General features: G+C 57.6%; 24 protein-coding genes. 15 read left to right on the top strand and 9 right to left on the bottom strand.

Annotated elements, in window-relative coordinates:
- The first annotated feature begins 30 nt into the window (after positions 1-30).
- The 4 genes from yjgA to VNZ60_RS11570 are packed head-to-tail and all read left to right on the top strand — an operon-like array spanning position 31 to position 3004.
- Positions 31-630, top strand: coding sequence for a ribosome biogenesis factor YjgA (gene yjgA / locus VNZ60_RS11585; RefSeq protein ID WP_325659247.1), 600 nt, complete (start codon positions 31-33; stop codon positions 628-630).
- Complete coding sequence (mog, locus tag VNZ60_RS11580) at positions 617-1234, top strand: molybdopterin adenylyltransferase (RefSeq protein ID WP_325659245.1); 618 nt, start codon at positions 617-619, stop codon at positions 1232-1234. The genes yjgA and mog overlap by 14 nt, the downstream gene beginning before the upstream one ends.
- Positions 1235-1275: 41 nt before the next feature.
- The gene (locus VNZ60_RS11575) at positions 1276-2286 is read left to right on the top strand and encodes a TRAP transporter substrate-binding protein (RefSeq protein ID WP_325659244.1); all 1011 of its coding nucleotides are present in this window, start codon (positions 1276-1278) and stop codon (positions 2284-2286) included.
- 49 nt (positions 2287-2335) lie between these two features.
- Positions 2336-3004: an alpha/beta hydrolase gene (locus VNZ60_RS11570; protein ID WP_325659242.1), complete on the top strand. Its 669-nt coding sequence runs from the start codon at positions 2336-2338 to the stop codon at positions 3002-3004.
- Between the two features lie 80 nt (positions 3005-3084).
- Here VNZ60_RS11570 and VNZ60_RS11565 read toward each other — a convergent pair whose 3' ends face one another.
- On the bottom strand, positions 3085-3282 hold the full coding sequence (locus VNZ60_RS11565; RefSeq protein ID WP_325659240.1) for a heavy-metal-associated domain-containing protein: 198 nt from the start codon (positions 3280-3282) through the stop codon (positions 3085-3087).
- Positions 3283-3425: 143 nt separating this feature from the next.
- A complete protein-coding gene (locus VNZ60_RS11560; RefSeq protein WP_325659238.1) occupies positions 3426-4031 on the bottom strand; it encodes an amino acid synthesis family protein in 606 nt (201 codons plus the stop codon).
- A 171-nt stretch (positions 4032-4202) separates the two neighbouring features.
- On the opposite strand from VNZ60_RS11560, the gene VNZ60_RS11555 reads away from it, so the two are divergent.
- The 10 genes from VNZ60_RS11555 to VNZ60_RS11510 all read left to right on the top strand — a co-directional run bounded on the left by VNZ60_RS11555 (position 4203) and on the right by VNZ60_RS11510 (position 15814).
- The gene (locus VNZ60_RS11555; protein WP_414648818.1) at positions 4203-6710 is read left to right on the top strand and encodes a heavy metal translocating P-type ATPase; all 2508 of its coding nucleotides are present in this window, start codon (positions 4203-4205) and stop codon (positions 6708-6710) included.
- 4 nt (positions 6711-6714) lie between these two features.
- Positions 6715-7104 (top strand): Cu(I)-responsive transcriptional regulator, encoded by a 390-nt coding sequence (cueR, locus tag VNZ60_RS11550; protein WP_325659284.1) that lies wholly within the window; start codon positions 6715-6717, stop codon positions 7102-7104.
- Between the two features lie 463 nt (positions 7105-7567).
- The gene (locus VNZ60_RS11545) at positions 7568-7852 is read left to right on the top strand and encodes a metal/formaldehyde-sensitive transcriptional repressor (RefSeq protein ID WP_325659236.1); all 285 of its coding nucleotides are present in this window, start codon (positions 7568-7570) and stop codon (positions 7850-7852) included.
- 97 nt (positions 7853-7949) lie between these two features.
- Positions 7950-9071: a nickel/cobalt efflux protein RcnA gene (locus tag VNZ60_RS11540; protein WP_325659234.1), complete on the top strand. Its 1122-nt coding sequence runs from the start codon at positions 7950-7952 to the stop codon at positions 9069-9071.
- A 154-nt stretch (positions 9072-9225) separates the two neighbouring features.
- Entirely contained in the window at positions 9226-9591 is a 366-nt protein-coding gene (locus tag VNZ60_RS11535) for a hypothetical protein (RefSeq protein ID WP_325659232.1), read from the top strand.
- A 149-nt stretch (positions 9592-9740) separates the two neighbouring features.
- Positions 9741-11174: a TolC family protein gene (locus tag VNZ60_RS11530; protein WP_325659229.1), complete on the top strand. Its 1434-nt coding sequence runs from the start codon at positions 9741-9743 to the stop codon at positions 11172-11174.
- Between the two features lie 27 nt (positions 11175-11201).
- Positions 11202-12593: a multicopper oxidase family protein gene (locus VNZ60_RS11525; protein ID WP_325659227.1), complete on the top strand. Its 1392-nt coding sequence runs from the start codon at positions 11202-11204 to the stop codon at positions 12591-12593.
- Between the two features lie 65 nt (positions 12594-12658).
- Positions 12659-13144: a cupredoxin domain-containing protein gene (locus VNZ60_RS11520; protein ID WP_325659225.1), complete on the top strand. Its 486-nt coding sequence runs from the start codon at positions 12659-12661 to the stop codon at positions 13142-13144.
- A gap of 106 nt (positions 13145-13250) precedes the next feature.
- The gene (locus VNZ60_RS11515) at positions 13251-13535 is read left to right on the top strand and encodes a copper-binding protein (RefSeq protein WP_325659282.1); all 285 of its coding nucleotides are present in this window, start codon (positions 13251-13253) and stop codon (positions 13533-13535) included.
- Positions 13536-13780: 245 nt separating this feature from the next.
- Positions 13781-15814, top strand: a complete 2034-nt coding sequence (locus VNZ60_RS11510) for a PepSY domain-containing protein (RefSeq protein WP_325659223.1) — start codon at positions 13781-13783, stop codon at positions 15812-15814.
- A 147-nt stretch (positions 15815-15961) separates the two neighbouring features.
- On the opposite strand, the gene VNZ60_RS11505 is transcribed toward VNZ60_RS11510, so the two are convergent.
- From VNZ60_RS11505 to VNZ60_RS11485, 5 genes are all read right to left on the bottom strand, one after another.
- A complete protein-coding gene (locus VNZ60_RS11505) occupies positions 15962-16339 on the bottom strand; it encodes a hypothetical protein (protein ID WP_325659221.1) in 378 nt (125 codons plus the stop codon).
- 79 nt (positions 16340-16418) lie between these two features.
- A complete protein-coding gene (locus tag VNZ60_RS11500) occupies positions 16419-17162 on the bottom strand; it encodes a DUF4198 domain-containing protein (protein ID WP_325659219.1) in 744 nt (247 codons plus the stop codon).
- 42 nt (positions 17163-17204) lie between these two features.
- Positions 17205-17792 carry a transmembrane anchor protein gene (locus VNZ60_RS11495; protein WP_325659218.1) on the bottom strand — a complete coding sequence of 196 codons (588 nt, stop codon included), beginning with the start codon at positions 17790-17792 and terminating at the stop codon, positions 17205-17207.
- Positions 17789-18532 (bottom strand): HupE/UreJ family protein, encoded by a 744-nt coding sequence (locus tag VNZ60_RS11490; protein WP_325659216.1) that lies wholly within the window; start codon positions 18530-18532, stop codon positions 17789-17791. Before VNZ60_RS11490 ends, VNZ60_RS11495 begins: the two co-directional genes overlap by 4 nt.
- Before the next feature lie 91 nt (positions 18533-18623).
- Positions 18624-20732, bottom strand: coding sequence for a TonB-dependent siderophore receptor (locus VNZ60_RS11485; RefSeq protein ID WP_325659214.1), 2109 nt, complete (start codon positions 20730-20732; stop codon positions 18624-18626).
- Positions 20733-21289: 557 nt separating this feature from the next.
- Here VNZ60_RS11485 and VNZ60_RS11480 point away from each other — a divergent pair.
- Positions 21290-22540 (top strand): acetyltransferase domain-containing protein, encoded by a 1251-nt coding sequence (locus VNZ60_RS11480; protein WP_325659212.1) that lies wholly within the window; start codon positions 21290-21292, stop codon positions 22538-22540.
- Positions 22541-22667: 127 nt separating this feature from the next.
- Here VNZ60_RS11480 and VNZ60_RS11475 read toward each other — a convergent pair whose 3' ends face one another.
- Together VNZ60_RS11475 and VNZ60_RS11470 are read right to left on the bottom strand one after the other, a co-directional pair.
- Positions 22668-23543 (bottom strand): GNAT family N-acetyltransferase, encoded by an 876-nt coding sequence (locus tag VNZ60_RS11475; protein ID WP_325659210.1) that lies wholly within the window; start codon positions 23541-23543, stop codon positions 22668-22670.
- 117 nt (positions 23544-23660) lie between these two features.
- On the bottom strand, positions 23661-23810 hold a 150-nt coding region (locus VNZ60_RS11470), incomplete at its 5' end, for an ExbD/TolR family protein (protein ID WP_414648820.1).

Genomic DNA, 23810 nt, shown 5'->3' with positions numbered 1-23810 from the left:
CGTTTACAGTATGGAAGTACCCTTAACATCATGCCAAATCCCAATCGGGGCTCCTGCGGCTTTCAGTCCAGCGAGTTCGAACAAGAATACGATCGTCCCTCCAAGTCCCAACTCAAGCGTGAGATGACTGCGTTGCAGAAGCTCGGCGAAGAGTTGATTGCCGAATCGCGCGACCGCGTCAAGCGGGTGCCGATGCCGGAAGATGTGCGCGACGCCATCCTCGAATGCCAGCAGATCAAGGATCACGAAGGACGCCGCCGCCAGACCCAGTACGTAGGCAAGAAGATGCGTAGCCTGGAGCCGCACGAAATCGCCGAAATCCAGAAAACCCTGGATAGCTGGAGAGGCCTGTCGAAAGCCGACACCGCCGCCATGCACGCGCTGGAACGCCACCGCGACCGCCTGCTGAAGGACGACAGCGCGCTGACTGAACTGCTGGCGAAGCACCCGGAACTGGACGTGCAGCACATCCGCACCTTGATCCGCAATGGCCGCAAGGAACAAGCCGAGAACAAGCCGCCCAAGGCTTATCGCGAAATTTTCCAGCTGCTGAAACAATTGCAAAAGCCGTCGGCCGGAGCGGAAGATGGCGAAGCGGATGACGAAGACCAGCAAGATGAGCACAACTAGCCCTGGATCGCAGCAAGGCTTGAAGATCGGCCTGGTATCGATCTCGGATCGCGCCAGCAGCGGGGTTTATCAGGACCAGGGCATTCCCGCCCTGCAAGACTGGTTCAGCGCCGCCCTCAGCAGCTCGTGGCAAGTCGAAACCCGCCTGATTGCCGACGAGCGCGCGCTGATCGAACAAACCCTGATCGAGTTGGTAGACCAGCATCATTGTCACCTGGTGCTGACTACCGGCGGCACCGGCCCGGCCCGGCGCGACGTCACGCCGGAAGCGACGCTGGCGGTCGCCACCAAGGAAATGCCCGGCTTTGGCGAGCAGATGCGGCAAATCAGCCTGCAATTCGTGCCAACCGCCATCCTCTCGCGGCAAGTTGCGGTGATCCGCGAAACGGCGGACCACGCTGCGTTGATCCTGAATCTGCCGGGGCAGCCGAAAGCCATCAAGGAAACTCTGGAAGGCTTGAAAGATACCGACGGTAAACAAAAAGTGTCGGGCATCTTTGCTGCGGTGCCTTACTGCATCGATCTGATCGGCGGCCCGTATATCGAAACCAATGAAGCGGTTTGCAAGGCGTTCCGGCCAAAATCGGCGATCAAGCCGGCATAGACCAACTCTCTTCATACAACCTTTTTCAGCGGACAGCATCCATGTTGCCAGCGGCCGTCTCCAAACCTCGCTTCGCCCAAGCCTTACTCCTGCCGCTGATGACGTTGGCACTGACCCCGCTCTCACAGGCGCAAACCCAGACTCTGCGCCTGATCAACGAATATCCGGCAAGCTCGATCACCGCCGCAGCCGATTTGCAGTTTGCCGCCAGTGTCAAACAGCTGGCCGGCGACACCTTGGTCGTCGCCACCGAACAGGAAGCGCAGAACCCGTTCAAAGGCAGCGCCCAGGTCAGCGCGCTGAGCGAGGGCAAGGTCGAGATGGCGACGCTGTTTGCCGGCATCATCGGCGCCAGCGATCCGTTCTTCCTGCTGTCTTCGCTGCCGTTCACCGCGAATAATTTTGAAGACGCCAAGGCGCTCGCGAGCTGCGCCCAGCCGGCCGTCGAGCAGCATTTGCGCAAGCTTAATGCACACCTGCTGTATGTCACGCCCTGGCCACCGTCCGGCATCTGGTCGGCAACGCCCTTGACTGACCTGGCGGCGCTGCGGGCGCTGCGGATTCGCACCTACGACGAGAATAGCCGTGCGGTGTTTGAACAGGTCGGCGCGCAGAGCGTGAACCTGCCGTTTTCGGCGGTCCCGCCCAAGCTGGCTGCCGGCGAGCTGAATGCGGTGCTGTCCTCGGGCGACGGCGGCGCCGGCAACCGTTTGTGGGATCAGCTAGGCAATTTCAGTGCGGTCAGCTATTCGATCCCGCTCAGCTACACCATCGTCAACCAGGACGTCTGGCAGCAATTGAAACCGGAACAGCAGGCGATATTGAGCGAAGCCGCCCAACGTACCGCCGCCAGCTCCTGGAGCAAGGTCAAGGATCGCATCGCAACGAATTACGCTCGCATGCGCGAACATAAAATGACGCTGAACCTGGCGCCGGCGCAAGAGATACAAGACAGTCTGCGCAATGCTGCAAGCAAGCAGATCTCGGCCTGGCAGCAAAGGGCCAATGCCGCCGCTATAGTCGGCCAATGTCTCACAGGCGCGACACTATAAACCGGCAGCCGCCAACGATTAATACTCCACTTCACACTCGGAACATCTCATGTCAAGCACTCTGGAAACCCTGGAAATCTCTACCTCTGAAACGCCAACCGCAGCCGTGATCTGGATGCACGGCCTCGGCGCCGACGGCTCCGATTTTGTCCCCATCGTCAAAGAGCTGGACCTGAGCGGCTGCCCCGGCATCCGCTTCATCTTCCCGAGTGCGCCAAGCATGCCGGTGACCATCAACAACGGTTACGTGATGCCGGCCTGGTACGACATCCTGGCCACCGACCTGACCCGCCGTGAAGACGAAGCCGGCCTGCGCAAATCGCAAAGCGAAATCGAAGCCCTGATCGCGCAGCAGATCGCGCTCGGAATTGCGGCCGACAAAATCGTCATCGCCGGGTTTTCGCAAGGCTGCGCGATGGCACTGCAAACCGGCTTGCGCTATCCGCACAAGCTGGCCGGCCTGATGTGCCTGTCCGGCTACCTGCCGCTGAGCGACAAGACCGAAGCCGAACGCAACGCCGCCAATCAGCACACGCCGATTTTCCAGGCGCATGGCCGGGTTGATCCGGTGGTGCAGGTCGACCGCGCAGAAAAATCGCGCGATTTGCTGAAACAGCTTGGCTACCAGGTGGAATGGCATGAATACATGATGCCGCATTCGGTGTGCGCGGAAGAGGTGGCGGATATCGGGAACTGGCTGCGCCGCGTATTGGCGTAAGTATTGACATAAAACAAGCTGTTGTCCTACCCATAAAAAAACCCGCCATACCATGCGGGTTTTTTTATGCTCGGTAAAACTTATAGCAACTGCGGCGCATAGCCGGCTTCCCTGATAGCGTCAGCCAACTCGTCGGCAGTCGCCTTGCTCTCAACCGACACGGTCCGCCCTTCTATCTTGATATCCACCTTGGCGCTTGCATCGACGCCGTTGATGGCTTTGGTAATGCGGCCGGCGCAGTGGCCGCAAGTCATGTCCTGCACATTGAATTCGATCATTTTCTTGCTCCGGTTTTTTGCTTCGTTCGTCAGTTACTTGTGTCAACTATAAACCTTCCCATCGTAGCAAGGTCAAGCCCTAACTGACGAAACGCAAAAATCAAGCCATCGAAATCCGTTGCCGGCCGTCACCAGCGACTTACTTAGTTCAAGCCGTTCTTACCTTCGATTTCGCTGGCTTTCAAACCACCCAGACGCGCATGCAGGCGGCCGCGGGTCGCCACGGCAAACGCCACCACGATTTCATCGGCGTTCGGCGCATCGAAAAACTGGGTGGTCACGGTGTCGTAGTGCGACGGCACATATAGGGCATTTTTGTGCGCCAGCGGAATATCCAGCTCAGTGCCTGGTACGCCGCGCTTGCCGGACGATGGGATCCAGGCTTTGCCGCCGCCGATCGCCTCGCGGATCGGCATCACCATGGCTGGCGTCAGGAAGGCGTTGCCGTGCTCGTATTCACCACCGATGCCGACGATGCAAGCCTTGCCATAGCTTTCCACCTGATCCTGGCCCAGGGCGGCGACGATGCGGCGGCCGAACTCATGGCCCAGCGCCGGCGAATTGGCCAGGATCAGCTCCAGGTTGTCGCTGAAACGCCCGGCGTAGGGATTGTGGATGGCGGCGGCGATCACGATCTTGCGCAGCAGCTTGCCATCGGCCAGTACCCCGTTTTCATTGGCCAAGGTGTCGTCGATCTGGGTGTACCACTTGCGGATATGGTAATTCTGGAAATTTGCTGGTTTGGTCATGGTGTATTCCTGGCAAGTTGATGGAGTTGAAGAAATTCAGTCGACAGGAATCCTAACTTGCCAACACCCCTTGCCGTATAGCGCATCGCGTATATGCGGTAGAGCTTTTGGCAGCGCAAATAGCGAGCTGTTAAAATTGTGCTTGACCTTCCCATCATGGGAAGGTGGATCATGCAATTGTCCCCCACTCTCCAAACCAAGCCCATCATGAGCAGCAGCGTTAGCCAAGCGACCGAATTCCAGTTACCGATAGAAGGCATGAGTTGCGCATCGTGCGTATCCCATGTCGAAAAAGCATTGCAAAAAGTTGCAGGCGTGCGTGCGGTCAGCGTCAATCTGGCGACCGAACTGGCAACCGTGCAAACCGATGGCGCAAACACCATCGGCCCCTTGGTTGCTGCGGTGGAAAAAGCCGGCTATCAGGTCAGGCAGCAGGAAGTCACGCTGGATATCGAAGGCATGAGTTGCGCTTCCTGCGTCAGCCGGGTCGAGAAAGCCTTGCACAAGGTGGCTGGCGTGCAAGCCGTTGCCGTCAACCTGGCCAGCGAGAAAGCCACGTTGACGACTGCCGGCGTGGTGCCGGTCGAGCGTCTGATAAGCGCGGTCAAGGCGGCTGGTTATGAGGCATCCCTGCCCAAGTCCACGCAGGAAGCATCGGCAAGCCTGGTTAATACAAGCGCCCTGCCAAGCTGGTGGCCGGTTGCCGCCGCAGCCTTGTTTACGCTGCCCTTGATCCTGCCGATGCTGCTGATGCCCTTCGGCCGATTGACTAGTGGCTGGGCTCTCCCCGGCTGGTGGCAACTGGCGCTGGCGACGCCGGTGCAATTCTGGCTAGGCGGCCGTTTCTATCGGGCCGGCTGGCGCGCACTGAAAGCCGGCAGCGGCAATATGGATTTGCTGGTCGCCCTCGGCACCAGCGCTGCTTATGGCTTGTCGCTGTATCTGTTGCTGTCGGCTGCACACGGCGCGATGGCGCATCTGTATTTCGAAGCATCGGCGGCGGTGATTACCCTGGTGTTGCTCGGCAAATGGCTGGAAACCCGTGCCAAGCGCCAGACCGCCGACGCCATCCGGGCCTTGAATGCCTTGCGTCCGGAGCGCGCCACGGTGCGGCGCGACGGCGTCGATCGCGAGATTGCCATCGATGCCTTGCAACTCAACGATCTGGTGGTGGTGCGCGCCGGCGAACGCATCGCGGTGGATGGCCTGGTGCTGGAGGGTCACAGCCAGGTCGACGAATCCCTGCTGACCGGCGAGAGCCTGCCGGTAGAAAAACAAGCGCACGACCGGGTCACCGCCGGCGCCATCAACGGCGCTGGCTTGCTGTTGGTGACTACCACCGCGATCGGCGCCGAGACCACGCTGGCGCGCATCATCCGCATGGTGGAACATGCACAAGCCGCCAAGGCGCCGATCCAGCGCCTGGTGGACCAGGTCAGCGCGGTGTTCGTGCCGGTGGTGTTGCTGATTGCCGCCCTCACCTTGCTCGGCTGGGGCTTGAGCAGCGGCGACTGGCAGCAAGCCTTGCTCAACGCGGTGGCGGTGCTGGTGATCGCCTGCCCTTGCGCACTGGGCCTGGCGACGCCGACCGCGATCATGGCCGGCACCGGCGTCGCGGCCCGCTTCGGCATCTTGATCAAGGATGCTGAAGCGCTGGAAATCGCTCACCGCATCAATGTGGTGGCCTTCGATAAAACCGGCACCTTGACTGTCGGCCATCCAGCCCTGCTGGCCCTGCTGCCGGTTGCGCAAGACGCCGCCGCCAGCGACAACTTGCTGCGGCTTGCCGCAGCCGTGCAACGCAGCAGCGAACATCCGCTGGCGCGCGCCGTGATTGCCGCCGCCGAACAAAAAGGAATACAGGCAGGAATACCAGCGTCGCCCAACGCCAGCAAGGTGCAAGCCGTCGCCGGGCGCGGTATACAAGCCAGCGTCGGCGAGCGCCAGTGTTATCTGGGCAGCTCGCGCTGGATGCTGGAACTGGGCGTCGATCTGAGCGCCCTGGCAAGCCAGGCCAAGACGCTGGAAAACGAGGGCCGCACGGTTTCCTGGCTCGCCGCCGAACAAGATGGCAAACCAGCGCTGGCCGGTTTGCTAGCCTTTGGCGACCAGCTCAAGCCGAGCGCCAAGGCGGCGGTCCGGCAACTGCAACAGCGTGCGATCCGCGTCGCCATGCTAAGCGGCGACAACCGCGGCAGCGCCAATGCGGTCGGCCGGCAGCTGGGCATCACTGAAATCCACGCAGAAATCCTGCCGGCCGAAAAAGCCAGGGCCATCACCGATCTCAAATCCGGCGCCACCGTGGTCGCCATGGTTGGCGACGGCATCAACGACGCTCCGGCGCTGGCCGCCGCCGACGTCGGCATCGCCATGTCCACCGGCACCGACGTTGCCATGCAAGCCGCCGGCATCACGCTGATGCGCGGCGATCCGGGCCTGGTCGCGGATGCTATCGACATCTCGCGCCGCACCTACAACAAGATCCGCCAGAACCTGTTCTGGGCCTTTATCTACAACCTGATCGGGATTCCGCTGGCGGCGCTGGGTTACCTGAATCCGGTGCTGGCCGGCGCGGCGATGGCGTTCAGCAGCGTCAGCGTGGTCAGCAACGCCCTGCTGTTGCGCCGCTGGCGGCCGGCTTCGGACTTAGTTTCCAAGGAGATTGTAAATGCCGACTAACTCCATGAATATCGGCGACGCCGCGCTGGCTTCGGGCGTCTCGGCCAAGATGATCCGGCATTATGAAGAAATCGGACTGATCCCGAAAGCCAGCCGCAGCGACGGCGGCTACCGCACCTATGCCGAACGCGATATCCATCTGCTGCGCTTTATCCGCCAAGGCCGTCTGCTGGGATTTTCGATGAAGCAGATCGGCGAACTGATCGGCCTCTGGCTGGATCAGTCGCGCCCCAGCAGCAAGGTCAAGCAATTGGCGCTGACGCATATCAATGAACTGGACGACAAGATCAAGGAACTGCAAGCCATGAAAGCCACGCTGGAACAACTGGCTTGCCATTGCCACGGCGATGCACGGCCTGAATGCCCGATTCTTGAAGGTCTTGCCGGACAGTAGTTTTGATCGATAAGCGCACATCGGCGCCTCTCTCGATTTACCTCCTTATTTGCCTATTGAGAATTTCATAATTCATGACATCGCCACGGCAAGAGTCATCTGGGGTCGGAGTCGACTTTCGCAGTGTTTCATCGCGAAACTCGACTCTGACCCCACATGACGGATTCGGAGAAAGACAGAGCGCATTAGGTGGTTTTGTTCTTTTTAACGATGAGCCAGTACTCCGTGGCCCGCTAAGTGGGGTCAGAGTGAAGTTTCTGCAAAAGGCGCGCAGAAAGTTCACTCTGACCCCAGTTAGCTACCGAACCCAGTTAGCTGCGTTTGTTAAGCGCAATCGGGCGCGGGCATTGTCATGTTTTATGAAACTCTCAATAATTATTTACCACCTTCGTCAAGCTGCTTTACAACGCGGATTATCAAATATAGTATACCCCCCTATATTATTTAATCTATCGGGGCAGTCATGGGTCATACCATTAAAGACAAGCAAAAGCTCTTGAACCGGGTGCGCCGCATTCGCGGCCAGGTTGACGCCATAGAACGCGCCCTGGAAGAAGAAAAAGGTTGCATGGATGTGCTCCAGCAAATCACCAGTTGCCGCGGCGCCATGAACGGCTTGCTGGCAGTGGTGCTGGAAGACCACATACGCACCCACCTGGTCGATGCCGAGCACGGCGGCCATGAGCATGAGGGACATGGCGACGCCAGGGAACAACTGATCGACGTCGTCAAAAGCTATTTCAAATAAATGCTGTGAGCGGTCGCTTGTCTTCGCTTTTGCAGCTTGACGTTGCGCCGTCTCTCCCGAGTTCCGAGCAATCCCAAAATACTCTTAGGTCGATCCCGTGACTGAATTCTCCACTCTATTGCAGCAAGGCGCATCCAATGCCTGGCTCTTCATCCCTAGCGCGATCTTGCTGGGCGCCTTGCACGGCCTTGAACCGGGCCACTCCAAGACCATGATGGCGGCCTTCATCGTCGCCATCCGCGGCACCATGACGCAAGCCGTTTTGCTTGGCCTTTCCGCCACGCTCTCCCATACCGCCGTGGTGTGGGCGGTGGCGCTGATCGGCCTGTACTTCGGCAGGCAATGGAACGCCGAAGCCAGCGAACCGTACTTCCAGCTGGCGTCCGCCGTACTGATCATTGGCGTCGCAGCCTGGATGATGTGGCGCACCTGGCGCCAACACCAAGTTGCCGCAGGCTCCCATGAGCATGACCACAATCACCATCACGACGATACCAAGCACATCGACACCGGCCACGGCGTGGTGCGGCTCGAGGTATTCGAAGACGGCGTGCCGCCGCGCTTCCGGCTTTTCAACGAGAGCAAGCATGGCCACGCCTGGAGCGCCGATCAGGTCAGAGTCGAGACCGAGCGGCCGGACGGTAGCACGCAGTCATTCACTTTTGTGCAAGGCGCAGGTTTTGTTGAATCGGAGCAAGAGATTCCTGAACCCCATGAATTCGTCGCCCGCCTGCGCCTGGGGCATGCCGGCCATAGCCACGACTATGACGTCGAGTATGTCGAACACAACCACCATCACACCATCAAGGATTACGATGGCCTGGATATATCGGCGCCCGGTTATCAAGACCCGCACGAACTGGCGCACGCCAACGACATCCGCCACCGCTTCGCGAACCGGGAAGTGACTACCGGCCAGATCATCATGTTCGGGCTGACCGGCGGCCTGATTCCCTGCCCGGCCTCGATCACGGTACTGTTGCTATGCCTGCAACTGAAAAAAATTGCACTCGGTGCAACGCTGGTTCTGTGCTTCAGCATCGGCCTGGCGTTGACGATGGTATTGTCCGGCGCCTTGGCGGCGTTAAGCGTCAAGCACGTTTCCAAACGCTGGAGCGGGTTCGGCGAATTCGCGCGGAAGGCGCCATATTTCTCCGGCGCATTAATCCTGCTGGTCGGTTTGTATGTTGGCTATCAAGACTTGCACGCCCTGCTTTGAACTTGGCAGGCGTACTGCCAGCCAGGTAGCATGAGCCGGATTGTTGGCCTTTTATTTTTGAACTATACTGACGCCCATGTCCCGCCTCCTCAAGATCGTAATCATCTGGCTTTTGGTCTTTGCTCTGCCTATGCAAGGCTTTGCATCGTCCGCCATGCTTGATTGCGGGGCGGCGCACCAGCACCTGATGCAGGGTTCTTCCAGCCATGCAGAGGACGGCGCAAGCTTGGACCAGCAACAACAGATGCATCATCACGAGCAGGCTTCCTCAACCGAGGACCACGCTGCTTCCCACGCCTCTAGCGGGGATGCATCTACAGATGACTCGCATCACCACGGCGCAACAAAATGCAGTGCCTGTACCTCTTGCTGCCTGAGCAGCGCCATCAGCGCTCCAGTAATGCCTGATCCGGTAACCCCGCTGCCAGGCGGCCTGGAAACCAGCTTCCAGCCAGACCAGCAATTCACCGCGTATTTCCCCGAAGGCCTCGAACGGCCGCCTCACTCCCTCGCCATTTAAATTCCAGAACTGAATTGCAGGTCTCGGGCTATCGCTGCCTGTAGCCGCGCATCGTAAGTTCTGCCTTCGCTTGAGGCGCGCATTTGCGTGCGCGTCCTGCATTCCGTTCGATTCGAATCGAATTTTGCTTCATCGTCATCGAGGACATCATGATTTCCACCCTCTCAACGAGGCGCGCGATCCTTGCCGCCATCCTGCACCCGCTCGTGCTCGCAGCTTCAGTCTTGTTCCTGGGCGGCTGCGCCTCGCTGTCGCCAGACGGCGGCTTCTCGTCGGTGCAGTCATTGACCAAGGAACGCATCGGCCAAGACATCAAATGGGTCAAATCCGACGACGACGCCGCCAGCGTTGCTAAAACCATCGAACCACTCCTTGCCAAGCCGTTAAGCGTCGACGATGCCGTCAAGATTGCCTTACTCAACAATAAGGGCCTGCAAGCCAGTTATAGCGAACTGGGGATTGCCGAAGCCAACCTGGTGCAGGCGGGACGATTGCCCAACCCGTCGTTCTCGTTCGGCCGCCTGCGCAGGGGCGACGATATCGAGATTGACCGCACGCTGATGTTGCCGGTCATGAGTCTGTTGACCATGCCCATCGCCAGCAAAATCGAGCGCCGTCGTTTCGAGCAGGCGCAGTTCCGGGCCGCCGGCGATGCGCTGGCTGTTGCCGATGCAACGCGGCGCTCCTACTTCTCTGCGGTCGCGGCGCAGCAAACCGTCAAATACATGGAGCAAGTCAAAGTGTCGGCGGAAGCCGGCGCTGAGCTGGCGCGCAAAATGGCGGCGGCCGGCAACTGGAGCAAGCTGGAGCAGGCGCGTGAGCAATCGTTCTACGCCGACGCCACGGTGCAACTGGCGCGCGCGGCACAGACGCAGGTAGCAGAACGTGAAAAGCTGACCCGCCTGCTTGGCCTGTGGGGTACGCGCACCGCATTCCAATTACCGGAGCGGCTGCCGGATCTGCCGAAAGCACCGGAACAGATAGACGACGTCGAAGTGCAAGCCATGCAAAACCGGCTCGACATCATGATGGCCAAACGGGAATTGTCCGGGCTCGCGGCCTCCTTGGGCCTGACCAAGACCACGCGCTTCATCAACATCCTCGATGTCGGCCTGATGCACAACAACTACAACCAGAGCCCGTCACGCGAGAACGGCTATTCGATCCAGCTTGAAATTCCCTTGTTCGACTGGGGCGGCGCGCGGGTGGCGAAAGCCGAAGCCTTGTACATGCAGGCGGTGAATCGCTCCGCAGAACTGGCGATCAACGCCCGCTCCGAAGTGCGTGAAGCGTATGCCCGCTACCGCAGTTCCTATGACATCGCACGCCATTATCGCGATGAAATCGTACCACTCAAAAAGCGCATCTCCGACGAACAGATGCTGCGTTACAACGGCATGCTGATTGGCGTCTTTACCTTACTCGCGGATGCCCGCGCACAAGCCATGAGCGTGAATGGCGCGATCGAAGCGCTACGCGACTACTGGATTGCCGACTCGGCATTAAAAATGGCGCAGACCGGCCGTGGATCAGCGGCAGCGGACAGCAAAACCGGTGCTTCCAGCGCCCTTACTGCCGACTAATCAACCAACAATACGAGGATAGACATCATGGTCTCACGTAGAAATTTCATGAGCGGCGCAGGCGCTGTCGCGATTGGCGCAGGCTTGGTCAGCCGGGTCGCTGCAGCGTCGCTGCCGGAAGCAGCAACGATGGATGGCGCGGCCACCCAGCCGCCGCTTTCCCCGCCCAATGGCCGCCCCTATAACCCGGTCGTCACTCTCAACAGCTGGACGCTGCCCTGGCGCATGAAAAACGGCGTCAAGGAATTCCATCTGGTGGCCGAGCCGGTAGTGCGCGAAATAGCACCGGGCATGAAGGCCAATTTGTGGGGTTATAACGGCCAGTCGCCCGGCCCCACTATCGAGGTAGTCGAAGGCGACCGGGTGCGGATCTTTGTCACCAATAAACTGCCCGAACACACCAGCGTTCATTGGCACGGCCAACGGCTGCCGAACGGCATGGACGGTGTCACCGGCCTGACCCAGCCGGGCATCCAGCCGGGCAAGACCTTTGTCTACGAATTCATCGCAAAACGCCCCGGCACCTTCATGTATCACCCGCATGCGGATGAAATGACACAGATGGCGATGGGCATGATGGGCTTCTGGATCACCCATCCGAAAGACCCGGACCAGCACCGTGTCGATCGCGATTTCTGCTTCCTGCTGAACGCCTATGACATCGATCCCGGCAGCTACACCCCGAAAACCAGCACCATGCTCGATTTCAATCTGTGGACTTTCAACAGCCGCGCCTTCCCCGGCATCGATCCGATGGTGTGCCGGCAGAACGACCGGGTCCGGATCCGGGTCGGCAACCTGACCATGACCAATCATCCGATCCATCTGCATGGCCATGAATTTGTTGTGGCCGGCACCGACGGCGGCTGGATCCCGCCCGCCTCACGCTGGCCGGAAGTCACCACCGATATCGCCGTCGGCCAGATGCGCGCGATTGAATTCGAAGCCACCGAATTGGGAGACTGGGCGTTTCACTGCCATAAATCGCATCACACCATGAATGCGATGGGCCATGAGGTGCCGACCATGATCGGCGTCGATCAGCGCGACGTTCTCGACAAAATCAACAAGCTGGTGCCGGACTACATGGTGATGGGAGATAAAGGCGGCGCGATGGGCGAGATGGAAATGCCGCTGCCGGACAACACCTTGCCGATGATGACTGGCAGCGGTCCGTTTGGCGGGATTGAAATGGGCGGCATGTTTACCACCGTGAAGGTGCGCAAAGGTATCGCCAGCAACGATTACAAGGATCCCGGCTGGTACCAGCATCCGGCCGGCAGCCGGGCCTATGAATGGCGAGGCGGTGATGCCGCCATGCCGGTTGCCACGCAAGCTCCCGACGCCAGGCGCATGGCTGCCAAGCCAGGCGAAAAAATTCTGAAAGTGGTTAAGGGAGGCTCACATAGCGACCATTAATTAAATTGACCCCGGCCTTCTATCTGAAGCAATACGACACATATTTTTAACCGAAAGGATAATCCATGAAGTCCGTTTTAATCGCATCAACTCTGGCTCTATCGCTGTTATCTGCCAACGCCTTCGCCCACGGCGACGAAGACCATAGCGCCGTTGCCGAAAAATCAGAAGGACATGCAGCAGCCCTGGGAAAACCTGGCGTTGCCGCCAAAGTATCGAAAACCATGAACGTCGACATGAACGACAGCATGCGATTCACGCCAGCGGCCATCACCATCAAACGTGGCGAAACCGTCAGATTCATTGTCAAGAATTCCGGCCAGGTCAAGCATGAAATGGTGCTGGGTTCGATCAAGGAACTGAAGGAACACGCAGCATTGATGCTCAAATTCCCGGAAATGGAGCACTCGGATCCAAATCAGGTATCCGTTGAACCAGGCAAGAGCGGCGAGCTGATCTGGCAGTTCAGCAAAGCCGGCAGCTTTGATTTCGCCTGCTTGCAACCGGGGCATTTTGAAGCCGGCATGCGCGGCAACATCATCGTTAAATAATATTTTGCAGATATCCAGTAAAGGAACTCACATGAAAACCCCTTCTATTTTATTTACGGCGCTCGCTTTGACACTCGCCGCCTGCTTCAATCTGCCGTTGGCGGCGATGGCGGCTGAGGAAACGGTAAAAGCTGACGCCGTGGCAGAAACCAAGTCAGCTGACGCCGGCGCCATGTCGGCCGGCGAAGTTAAAAAAATCGATAAAGAAGCCGGCAAGATTACGATCAAACATGGCCCGTTGTCGAATCTGGAGATGCCGCCGATGACCATGGTTTTCCGGGTAAAAGACCCGGCAATGCTGGATCAGGTGAAGCCCGGCGACAAGATCAATTTTGTCGCCGAAAAAGCCAACGGCGCATTGACCGTTACGCAAATGCAGGCTGGCGGCTGAGTTTGAGCCCGTCGCGGCAGCGAGAGCCTGCTCTGGCAGGCTATGCTGCATCCAGTGCTTAAAACCATTGTTTGTGTTTCACGGCAATGCCAGAACAGGACATCTGGACATTTCCGATATGGTGTAATCGATAGCAGAAGACGCTGATGGCCGGCCTCGCTTGCTGCACTGTAACGGCTTGCCTGATCGGCTGCCACAGCTTGAAGAAGGGTCGTTTTTCCAACGTATGTAGGCAACCACCAGGTATGCGCCATCCTGTCCGCCACCGTATTCTCCAATGCCATCGCTGGGCCGGCTTAAGCCTTGGGCTGATCGTGGTCCTGATTGCGGTTAGCGGCGCCGGCATGGTTTTCCGGCCGCAACTCGATCCTGTCATCAACCGCGATCAGCTCAGGGTTAGCGCTTGCCATACACGCCTGCCGCTGGATGTCTTGATCGCCAAGGCCCATGCAGCTAACCCAGCAGGCGGCGCACTCACTTACATACGGCTTTATGCGGATGCGAATAGCGTTGCGCGCATCCGCTTTAGCGATGACAAATGGGTGAACCTAAATCCATGCTCCGGTGCAGTTCTTGGGCAAGGCCACCGTTATGGCGGTCTGTTCGGCACGCTGGCGCTGTTGCACAGCTTCCGTTTCGTAGCAAACGGCGAGCTGATTACCGGCACCGTTACCCTGGCGTTTATCATCCTGCTGATTCTGGGCGGCCTGCTGATCTGGTGGAGCGGTGCCCGGCGCAGCGGCCGCCAATCCGACTTTCGCCCCAGCTTTCGCGCCTATCCGCAGCAACTGCATAAAACCACGGCGCTGTACGCCAGCCTGATTCTTTTGACAAGCGCCCTCACCGGCTTGCCGCAAGCCTTTGACTGGTGCCGGAACAGCATTTACCTGCTCACGGGATCGCCCTTGCCTGCGCCTGTGTCGCAGTCGATAGCGGCGACCGGCGCCCCCCGTTTGCCCGCGGAAGTAATTTGGCAACGCGCGCTGTCCCTGGTGCCGCAAGCCACGCAAGCGCAATTGCACTACTCCGGCAAGCCTGGAGATGCGATTGACATCAGCTTGCTCGGGCCCGAAGCGCCGCATGCGCAGGCATTTTCCTATCTGACGCTGGATCCCTACAGCGGGCAAGTGTTGCGCTTTACTCCCTACGCCAAAAACAGCCTCGGAGAACGAATCTATCTTTGGGCCTTATCCGTGCATTACGGTTGGGTCGGCGGTCTGTTGGGTCAGTTGCTGCTGTTGATCGGCGCGCTAGCGGTGCCGGTGCTCGCCTTTACCGGCATAAGCAGTTATCTGCGCAAGAGATTCAAGCAGCCAGGCAACAAAAAAATGCTGCTGCGCGTGAGTAAAAAGACGGTCGAAGCAGAAGGCGTCTGCAGCTTTGAACTGGTCGATCCAAGCGGGAAAGCACTACCGCCATTCAGCCCCGGTGCGCACATCGATGTCTATCTGCGCGCTGGCCTGGTACGGCAATATTCACTGTGCAACAATCCGCGAGAGCGGCAGCGCTACCTGATCGGCGTGTTGCGCACGCCGGATTCGCGCGGCGGCTCGCAGGCCATGCACGAGGATATCGAGGAAGGTTCGCTATTGGAAATTGGCCTGCCAAGAAACCATTTTCCAATCGTAGCTGCGGCAAAACGATCGCTGCTGATAGCTGGCGGCATCGGCGTGACGCCTATCCTGTCCATGGCGGAACAGCTTGCCAATACCGATGCCGATTTCAGCATGCATTACTGCAGCCGTTCATTGCAGCGTACCGCCTTTTTCAAGCGCATCAATGCTGCGGCATATGCGCAACGCGTAACGTTTCATTTCAGCGATGGCGTCTTGTCTCAGCGCCTCAACTTGCAGACACTGCTCGCCGATCCGGACCCGGCGACGCATCTCTACGTCTGCGGGCCGGCCGGATTCATGGATGCGGTAATTGACACTGCGAAGAAAAATGGCTGGTGCGATGAGCGCTTGCACCGTGAATATTTTGCGGCTGGAGCGCTCAGTTCAGGCAGCGATGTCGAATTCCATGTCAAGCTGGCCAGCACCGGAAAAATCTATCACATCGCCAAAGACAAGACTGTGCTTGCGGCCTTATCCGAAGCCGGCATTCCGATACCGACCATGTGCCAGCAAGGTATCTGCGGTACTTGCCTGACCCGGGTGGTGAATGGCGAACCGGATCATCGCGACAGCTATCTGAATCAAGAAGACAGAATGAGGAACGATGTATTTCTGCCTTGCTGTTCGCGCGCGCATAGCGCCATGCTGGTACTGGATTTGTAGGCGCCGGTGCGCTTAACAAACCCAGCTAACTGGGGTCAGAGTCAAGTTTCGCGATGAAGCACTGCAGAAATTGACTAACCCCGTTGACTCCGACCCCAGATGACTCTTGCCGTGGCAATGTCATCATAGGTAATGGATGACAGCCTGCTATCTGGTGGTAAAGCTGGCGCTGACCTTGCTGGTCTTATCTTTCAAGACCACCATCGCAATCACCGTCGAACCAGACGGAATTTTGACTCCCTTGGCTTCAAATTTATTGGCGCCGGCAGGCTTGAGCAATGCTTCCGACTTGGTTCCCTTGCTGGTGATCGTCAACTTGCCGCTCAGGTCGGCGCTCGGCAGTTCGTCGTCGTCATCCAGCACATACAACTCGGCCCCGTCTTTGCCCACCACCAGTTCCAGCGACATGTCGCCGTCGATCTGAATCAAGCCGCCATGCTCTGGTTTTGTGTTGCCGTGGGCTTGGGCTGCATTGAACGTCATGGACATAGCGCCCAGCAGCAATAACATTGCAATCTTCTTCATCGAATCACCTTTGTATAAACTTGCATAAACCAAAAACCGGCGCCCTTGAACGGGGAGCGCCGAAAGCCCGGCTTGTTGATTATTCAGGGGCGTGCGGCAGCACGAAGGAAAGCGAGGCCAGGTGCTCCACCGTATTCGTCTTCTTTGGATCTTCCGGCGCTGAATTGAAAATGGCGACGATCACATTCAGCCCTTGATTCCGGACTTTGATCGTCACCGTGCCGTCGGCGGCGGTTTTGAGTTGCTCGCTGTCAGGATCGTTGATCCAGTCATGCAATACGCGCGCACCTGCTACCGGCTTGCCTTGATACATCACGCGCAATTTCATGGATTGCCCCAATAGCGCCGGCAGCGTTGCGTCGACCGGCAAGATCTGCAGCGTCTGCCCTGGCAGCAGCGGCAACAGCGCACTCAATTGACCGCGAATGAGTACCGCATATTTGTAATTCTGCTCACTGACGACGGCCTCAGGTACTTCGTCCTTGCCCTTCTTCAGCCACTTTCCTTCCGGCGTTTTGCTCCATGTGCCATTGTCGAGAACCGCTGCCACCAGCGCCGGCTGGTTCTCGGTGTCGACCAGGATCAGATGATCGGTTTTGATCAATGAAGTCGGCACCGGTTTGCCGCCGGCATCGAAGCCGGCAATGCTTTTCACCATGGAGTAGCGTTTGACCATGTCGAGATCGTCAGCGCCAATGCCATACAGCAGCGCCAGTTGATTGTTGCGTTGTGCAAACCAGATTCCATGCGCATGTGAGACCGCGCTTGCTAGCAAACTGGCAGCCAGGACCGTGGTCGTAAAGAGTTTAGTGATGTTGTTCATTGTTTTCCTTAAGGTTGGTTAAAAGGTCAGTTGAAACGACGCTCAGGACGGCACATAAAGTTTCTCGAAAAAACCGCTGACTTTCACTTTAATGGTGACCGGCTTATCGCTGTGATTGCGCCAGAACCAGCCGTGTATGCCGTCAAACGGCGCGACGAAAGATCCCTGATCGCCCGCCTGCTGCTTGTCTTTCCAATAGCGGGTGAATTCCTTGCCGGCATTGGGCCGCTCGCCGTGCATGTCGACGGTGACCTTGCCACCCTCGGCCGACCAGGTATAGACGAAATGTTCGCCCTGCCGCATCAAAGCCTTGATCTCGCCACCTTGATTCGGTTGCAATACCAGAGACATTTCACTTTCATTGAATGGCGCCTGGCTTTTGATCAGAGTTGCTTGCGGCGAATTTGCATTCGCTGCCGTGACCGTCGCCGGGCTAAGCGGCGCCTCCTGCGCACTGGCGGCGTTCAATTTCTTGATCTGCAGCAGCTTTCCGATTCCGGTAACGTCGATCCCATACTCGGCGGGTAACACGAAAGCAAGCAATATCGCCGCTGCGGCGACGATGGCGATGCCGGTGGCCTTGCGCAGTTGCGGCAAAGTCGGTAGTGGTGCACTGTTAGCAGGGGTCATGTCGGGATCCTTGGTAAATTCATGAAATAGCCAGTCAGTTGATAGCCCATCAAAATAAAGCCGGCAGTCATCAAAACCACGTTGGCGGAAAACGCCTGACGCTGGAAATTTTCGGTGCGGCGCCAGAATCCCATCGCAATCATGATGGCGCTCAGAGCCAGCAACTGCCCCATCTCGACGCCGACATTGAAAGCCACGATATTCGGGATCAAGCCATCTTGAGAAAGGGTCAGCTCTTGCAGCTTGGTAGCCAGGCCGAAGCCGTGGAAGAAACCGAAAATAAGCACGGCGGCCTTGGTATTCGGCTGAAAACCCAGCACCAGCTTGAACGCCCCAAGATTGTCGAGCGCCTTGTACACGACCGACAGGCCGATGATGGCGTCCACCATGTAGGGATTGACGTGGGTGCCCGTCAGTACGCCAGCCAGCAAAGTGACGCTATGGCCGATGGCAAACAAACTGACGTAGGCGCCGACATCCTTCATCCGATACAAGAAGAAAATGACGCCAAACAAAAACAGCAAATGGTCATAACCGGTGACCATGTGCTTTGCGCCGAGATAGATAAACGGCAGCAGATGAACGCCGGTGTTTTGCTCGATAAAGGTTTTGTCTTCATCCGCAACCCCATGCGCAAAAGCATGGGATGCGGCGAACGCCAGCAACAACAATACGGCGGGGATAACTACGGATTTGGCAACGTCGAGCCAATTCACCCTGCTACTTGATAACTCTTGCATGCAGATTCTCCGGTGTGCATGATCGGTCTATCGAACTGAGCGACCGCTCCGTCGCACTGCTGACGTCAGCGGCCGGCTTCAGTGCTATACATCAGAATTTGTATTGCGCCTTAAGCGTGATCGTGCGCTCCGTTCCAGGAGCAACCCAGAGCTGGCTGTAAGAGCTGGCGTAGTAGGTCTTGTTGAACAGATTGTCGATGTTCAAGGAGATACGCAGCTTCTTGGTCGGCTTGTAAGAAGCGATCATTTTGTAAGTGGTGTAGGCAGGTAATTTGAAATTGCTGCTTACCGCTACGTCACCGCTTCGTTCACCGACATAATTCGCCCCGCCGCCGAAAGACGCGACGCCATCACCCAGCTTGAATTCTTGAACCAGGAGCAGGTTGGCGCTGTTTTTAGGTACATCCGGCAGGGCGCTGCCGACCTTGAACAGATTGTCTTTGGTGATCTTGGTATCGGTGTAGGCGTAGGCTGCCGTCAGGCGCAGATTGCGGACGATTTCTCCCGATACGTCGAGTTCAACGCCACGGCTTTCGACCTCGCCGGCAGCCACCGAATAATTCGGATCCACGGGATCAACCGTCAACACATTCTGTTTCTGGATCTTATACACCGCCAAGGTGCTGCTGAGTTTGCCGTTGGCTGCATCGTATTTCGTCCCAACTTCATAAGAGCGGCTGCTTTCCGGTGCAAAAGGCAGACCGCCCGAGGTGGTGCCGCTGCTTGGCCGGAATCCCTTGGATACGCTGGCATAAAACGACAGCGTCTTCAGCGGTTGATAGACGATACCGAAGCGCGGACTGGTGGCGTTGCCGGATTGTTCGGTATAGCGCAGGAAACGCCGGTCATCGAAAGTTTGCGTGTAATTATCGTAACGCACGCCAATCAAGGCCTTCCATTGTTTGGTAATGTCAATCTGGTCTTGCGCATACAAGCCGTGTGCGCGCTGTTTTTCCTTGGTGCTGATGTTGAGCGTCATGGCCGCCGGTACGGATGACCCATATACAGGATTGTAAATATCAATCGCGTAAGGCGAAGCAGCGCTCGGATTGGCGCGCATCAAAACGCGATCGTCGTCGAATCGATAAGCGTCGATGCCGAACAGCAGATTATTCAGTACAGGGCCGGTGGCAACTTTACCGAGTACTTCGACACGGCCGGAGGTATCGATCGCCGAGAAATCGCGCAGGCGGTGCTGGCGCCACAGGGTGCGGCCATCAGCAAGCAATTTGCTGGCCTCGGTCGATAAGCCCTTGAGTGAACTTTCACGATACGACAAGCCGCTCTGCAGCGACCAGTCATCGTTGAACTGATGCTGCAGGAATAATTGATGACCCAGCGATTTGATGGTGATCGGACCGTCGCTCGGCTCGCCGAGAAAGCGCGAGTTAGGAATCAGGCCGAGCTGCCCTTTGACTGCCAGCACGCCGCGGTCAAACGGCGTTCTCTGCTGGACCGCTTCCATTTCATAAGAAAGCGTCGTATCCGGCGAAATCATCCAGATGAAGGACGGCGATATCACATAACTCTCTGAATGCTCCGTATCGCGAAAGCTGTTGCCGTTCTGATAGGCGGCGTTAAGACGGTAGGCGACCGTTTCGCTGAGGGGGCCAGTCAGATCAACCGCGGTTCTATAAGTGCTGTAGTTACCGACCGATTGCTCAATGGTTTGCGACGGTTGAAACAAGGGCTTCTTAGTCGTGATATTGACGGTACCGCCTGGGTCGCCGCGGCCATACAACGCAGAAGCCGGGCCTTTCAATATTTCGACGGTATTGGTATTGGCCGAATCGCGCTGGCCGTTGTAGCCGCGGCTGGAATTGAAACCGTTCACCAGGAAGTCAGAACCGAAATTCGGATCGCCGGTAAAACCGCGCATGGCGTAGCTGTCCCACAGGCCGCCCAGATTGCTTTGGCGCGCGATGCCGCTGGCCAGATCCAGCGCGTCGGAAAATTTGATGACGCCGACATCCTGCAACAGATCGGCAGTCAAGACCCGTACGCTTTGCGGCAAATCCTGCAGCAGCGTGTCGGTCTTGGTGGCGCCGGTGGCGGAGAGGCTGCGGTACGGCTGTTTTTGGCCGACCACCACCACTTCCGGAGTACCTTCAGTATCAGCGGCGGAGGCAGCGAGCGGGTAAGTGGCGGCCAGAAAAAGTGCAAAGTGAAAGCACGGCGGAAAGCGTGACGAGGTGTACATGAAAACTCCCTGTTGGAATAGATATCGTGTGGAAGTCCGATTCCCTGCGTGACCGCGGCGCGCAAAAACATCGTCTTCTGGTATTGATTACAGCATGTCGAAATTGCGCACTTATCTTGTTTTCGGCAGGTCACAGAACAGAAATATCTGTTTTATCCGACCGAATCAGCACGCCGTGCCGGAATGGGCGCGCATGCGTTAAAACCGTGCGGTTTGATTGGGATTTCCCCAAGAGAGTGCGGCTTACTGGTCGATTTCACCATTTTGAAATCGCTGCCACCCTACTCCCCCACGAGAAATTTCCTGGCGGGTCGCGTTAATGCAAGCTCAGTGCAACGCCGGTGCAACGTCGGTACAACTTCAGCGCGCTGTTATCGCAAGAATTTTCTCTAGCATTTTTTTGCCGGCGCGATAGAAAATGCTATATCGCTGCATTTTTTTAAAGGGAAGAACCTGCTTTCCGCTCAAAGTAAGCAGAATAATTTATATGCGGGATTTAGAATAATCGAGCATCTCTTTATAGCTGCATTCCCCTCTAACCACAGCAGGCCCACATCATGACGAATCCGACGGTCAATCCGAAAGTCCCGCTGGCATACGGCAGCGGCACGCACACAGCACATGCCACTGCAAACTCAATTGCTGCGTCATTTGCTACATCGATCGCTGCATCACGTTCGCGGATAGCCGTGATCGATGTTCTGCGCGGCCTGGTCATGCTGATCATGTTGTTCGATCACGTGCGCGAGACCATCTATCTGCACATGCAGGTCAGCGATCCGATGGATGTCGCGAGCACCGAACCCGCCCTCTTCTTCTCGCGCCTGGCAGCGCACTTTTGCGCACCGATGTTTGTATTTCTTACCGGACTGTCGGCCTGGCTGTATGCCAATCCATCCTCCGGCGCGCCGCGTTCCGCTACCGGTTTCCTGGTCAAGCGCGGCTTGCTGCTGGTGGTTCTTGAATGGACTCTGGTGACGTTTGCCTGGTCCGGCCAATTCCCGCCATCGACCATTTACCTGCAGGTGATCTGGGTCATCGGGCTGGCCATGATTGTGCTGGCCTTGCTGCACCGGCAACCGCGCTGGCTGCTGGCCGCTATCGGATTGAGCATAGTGTTCGGCCACAATCTGTTGACCTCGATCAGCTTCGAGCCCGGCAGCGTCAGCTATTTTCTCTGGACGCTATTCCTGCATCGTGGTTATCTGGTGGCCGATGGCTGGGTCAAGATCAAGGTCACCTATCCCCTCTTGCCGTGGATTGGCGTGATCCTGCTGGGTTATGTTGCCGGTCCCTTGTATGCGCAAACTGTCGCCGCAGCCCGCCGCAAGCGGCTGCTGCTAAGCGTTGGCATCAGCTGCCTGCTGTTGCTGGGCCTGCTGCGCGGTTTCAATATTTATGGAGAAACGCTGCCTTGGGCGCATGGCGAGGATTTTGTGCATACGCTCATGTCTTGGCTGAATTTCACCAAATATCCGCCGTCGCTGTCTTTCCTGCTGCTGACTCTGGGCGTCGGCTTAGTGCTGCTGGCCTGGTTTGAGGCCATCGATAACTGGTTCACTCGGGTATGCGCAACTTTTGGCGGCGCGCCGATGTTTTACTATCTGCTTCACCTGTATGTGCTATTGATCCTGCAACATCTGCTGGTCGCCATTTTCGGCGCCAATCATGGAGTGCGATTTGGCGTGGATCACTTCTGGATAGTTTGGCCGACGGCTTTCGCGCTGATGCCTTTGCTGTATTTTCCATGCCGTGCATTTGCACGATTCAAACGGGTATCGACACAGAAATGGGTGCGTTACTTCTAAGATCGCCCACCTCGATAGCGCCGTTCCCGCTGAAACGGGAACGGCCTTTCCTTGCAGCCGGGAATGAAGCAATTCAGATCAAGGGATAAAGTACTGCTGAAAAGTATTTCCGGATTGTATTGCCGACTCAACCGAACGACTGGTTAATCAGCGCGTACTGATGCAGATTCTTGTCGAGCAGCGGCGGCTCTCCTCTTGCCATCGTCACCATCTCGTACGCTTGCGTCAGGCCAACCTGATTCAACCACTGACTCAGATCGCTGGCGCCAGCGACATCGATGCGCATGAATGCGCCGGCGTGTGAACTGGCCCAATGATTAATCAAGGCTTTGGCGCGAGCGGTATCCCGGGCAATCACCGGGCCGATGGCGTAGCCGTGTCCGAAACGGCGCATCAGGGCGCAACCGACCATCTCGTCATAACTCTCGATGACGACGCCGCCCTCCGCCACTTCCAGCAAAGCCGCCAGCACGGTGCCGCGCGGCATGCCGGCGGCACGGCTGCAGAGCGCCGCAATCTTGGTTTTGTCGGCGGCGCCGATGGGACGAATCCGGTCACCCGGCATGAGTGGGGTGATGATGGGCTTGGCCTGCGACTGGACCACGATTCCCTGATGCTGACGAACTTCGCCAAAAGGCGTAAATCCCAGCTGTTCGTAGAGTGGTCGGCCTTGCGGCGAGGCGCTAAGCAAAATGGTGCGGTCGCCGATTTCAGCCAGCACTTGCGATAGCAATTGCCGTCTGATGCGCTCGCCTTGACTATCTGGCGGCACAATCACCATGCCAAGCGACGCATATTCCTGGCCATGGCCCCAGCACATGGCGGTGCCTATCACGCCCGCTTCATTTTCTGCGACAAAACCGGTGCCGAGGCGCTGGATGAATTGCCAATCCTCCAAGCGGTGCGGCCAGCCAAGCGATAGCGACAATGCCTGCGCCGCCGCTACGTCGTCTGCGGTAAAACGGCGGTATCTGACATTGCTGTCGGCGCTTTGCTTTTTCACTGGGAACTCCTGTATTTCCGGACTTGATTTCGCGTGATTTTGACGGGATTGCCTTGTAAAAAATTATTTTGATCGATGAATCGGATTACCCAGCCGTGGATTATCCAATCGAGGATTTTATTTAAGGAACTGCTCGTTACCAACGATACCGATCTTGGTCACGCCCAGCCGTTGCGCCGAAGCCATCACCGCCGCCACCGACTTGTACTCCACCGCCTTGTTCGGACGCAGGTGCACTTCATCGATATTGCCGCCGGCAACCACCGT

Source organism: Collimonas sp. (genome assembly GCF_035566375.1).
Classification (GTDB): domain Bacteria; phylum Pseudomonadota; class Gammaproteobacteria; order Burkholderiales; family Burkholderiaceae_D; genus Collimonas.
Note: the sequence above shows the minus strand (reverse complement) of the source record. Positions and strands in the feature narration are given on the sequence as shown.

Excerpts from the sequence above, each read along its gene's own strand:
- VNZ60_RS11495 (WP_325659218.1), bottom strand. The coding sequence starts at position 17,792 with ATGACCCCTGCTAACAGTGCACCACTACCGACTTTGCCGCAACTGCGC.
- VNZ60_RS11515 (WP_325659282.1), top strand. The coding sequence starts at position 13,251 with ATGGCGGCTGAGGAAACGGTAAAAGCTGACGCCGTGGCAGAAACCAAG.
- VNZ60_RS11555 (WP_414648818.1), top strand. The coding sequence starts at position 4,203 with ATGCAATTGTCCCCCACTCTCCAAACCAAGCCCATCATGAGCAGCAGC.
- VNZ60_RS11525 (WP_325659227.1), top strand. The coding sequence starts at position 11,202 with ATGGTCTCACGTAGAAATTTCATGAGCGGCGCAGGCGCTGTCGCGATT.
- VNZ60_RS11510 (WP_325659223.1), top strand. The coding sequence starts at position 13,781 with ATGCGCCATCCTGTCCGCCACCGTATTCTCCAATGCCATCGCTGGGCC.
- VNZ60_RS11535 (WP_325659232.1), top strand. The coding sequence starts at position 9,226 with ATGCTTGATTGCGGGGCGGCGCACCAGCACCTGATGCAGGGTTCTTCC.
- VNZ60_RS11560 (WP_325659238.1), bottom strand. The coding sequence starts at position 4,031 with ATGACCAAACCAGCAAATTTCCAGAATTACCATATCCGCAAGTGGTAC.
- VNZ60_RS11530 (WP_325659229.1), top strand. The coding sequence starts at position 9,741 with ATGATTTCCACCCTCTCAACGAGGCGCGCGATCCTTGCCGCCATCCTG.
- VNZ60_RS11490 (WP_325659216.1), bottom strand. The coding sequence starts at position 18,532 with ATGCAAGAGTTATCAAGTAGCAGGGTGAATTGGCTCGACGTTGCCAAA.
- mog (WP_325659245.1), top strand. The coding sequence starts at position 617 with ATGAGCACAACTAGCCCTGGATCGCAGCAAGGCTTGAAGATCGGCCTG.
- VNZ60_RS11565 (WP_325659240.1), bottom strand. The coding sequence starts at position 3,282 with ATGATCGAATTCAATGTGCAGGACATGACTTGCGGCCACTGCGCCGGC.
- VNZ60_RS11545 (WP_325659236.1), top strand. The coding sequence starts at position 7,568 with ATGGGTCATACCATTAAAGACAAGCAAAAGCTCTTGAACCGGGTGCGC.
- VNZ60_RS11505 (WP_325659221.1), bottom strand. The coding sequence starts at position 16,339 with ATGAAGAAGATTGCAATGTTATTGCTGCTGGGCGCTATGTCCATGACG.
- VNZ60_RS11485 (WP_325659214.1), bottom strand. The coding sequence starts at position 20,732 with ATGTACACCTCGTCACGCTTTCCGCCGTGCTTTCACTTTGCACTTTTT.
- VNZ60_RS11520 (WP_325659225.1), top strand. The coding sequence starts at position 12,659 with ATGAAGTCCGTTTTAATCGCATCAACTCTGGCTCTATCGCTGTTATCT.
- VNZ60_RS11570 (WP_325659242.1), top strand. The coding sequence starts at position 2,336 with ATGTCAAGCACTCTGGAAACCCTGGAAATCTCTACCTCTGAAACGCCA.
- VNZ60_RS11500 (WP_325659219.1), bottom strand. The coding sequence starts at position 17,162 with ATGAACAACATCACTAAACTCTTTACGACCACGGTCCTGGCTGCCAGT.
- yjgA (WP_325659247.1), top strand. The coding sequence starts at position 31 with ATGCCAAATCCCAATCGGGGCTCCTGCGGCTTTCAGTCCAGCGAGTTC.
- VNZ60_RS11480 (WP_325659212.1), top strand. The coding sequence starts at position 21,290 with ATGACGAATCCGACGGTCAATCCGAAAGTCCCGCTGGCATACGGCAGC.
- cueR (WP_325659284.1), top strand. The coding sequence starts at position 6,715 with ATGAATATCGGCGACGCCGCGCTGGCTTCGGGCGTCTCGGCCAAGATG.
- VNZ60_RS11575 (WP_325659244.1), top strand. The coding sequence starts at position 1,276 with ATGTTGCCAGCGGCCGTCTCCAAACCTCGCTTCGCCCAAGCCTTACTC.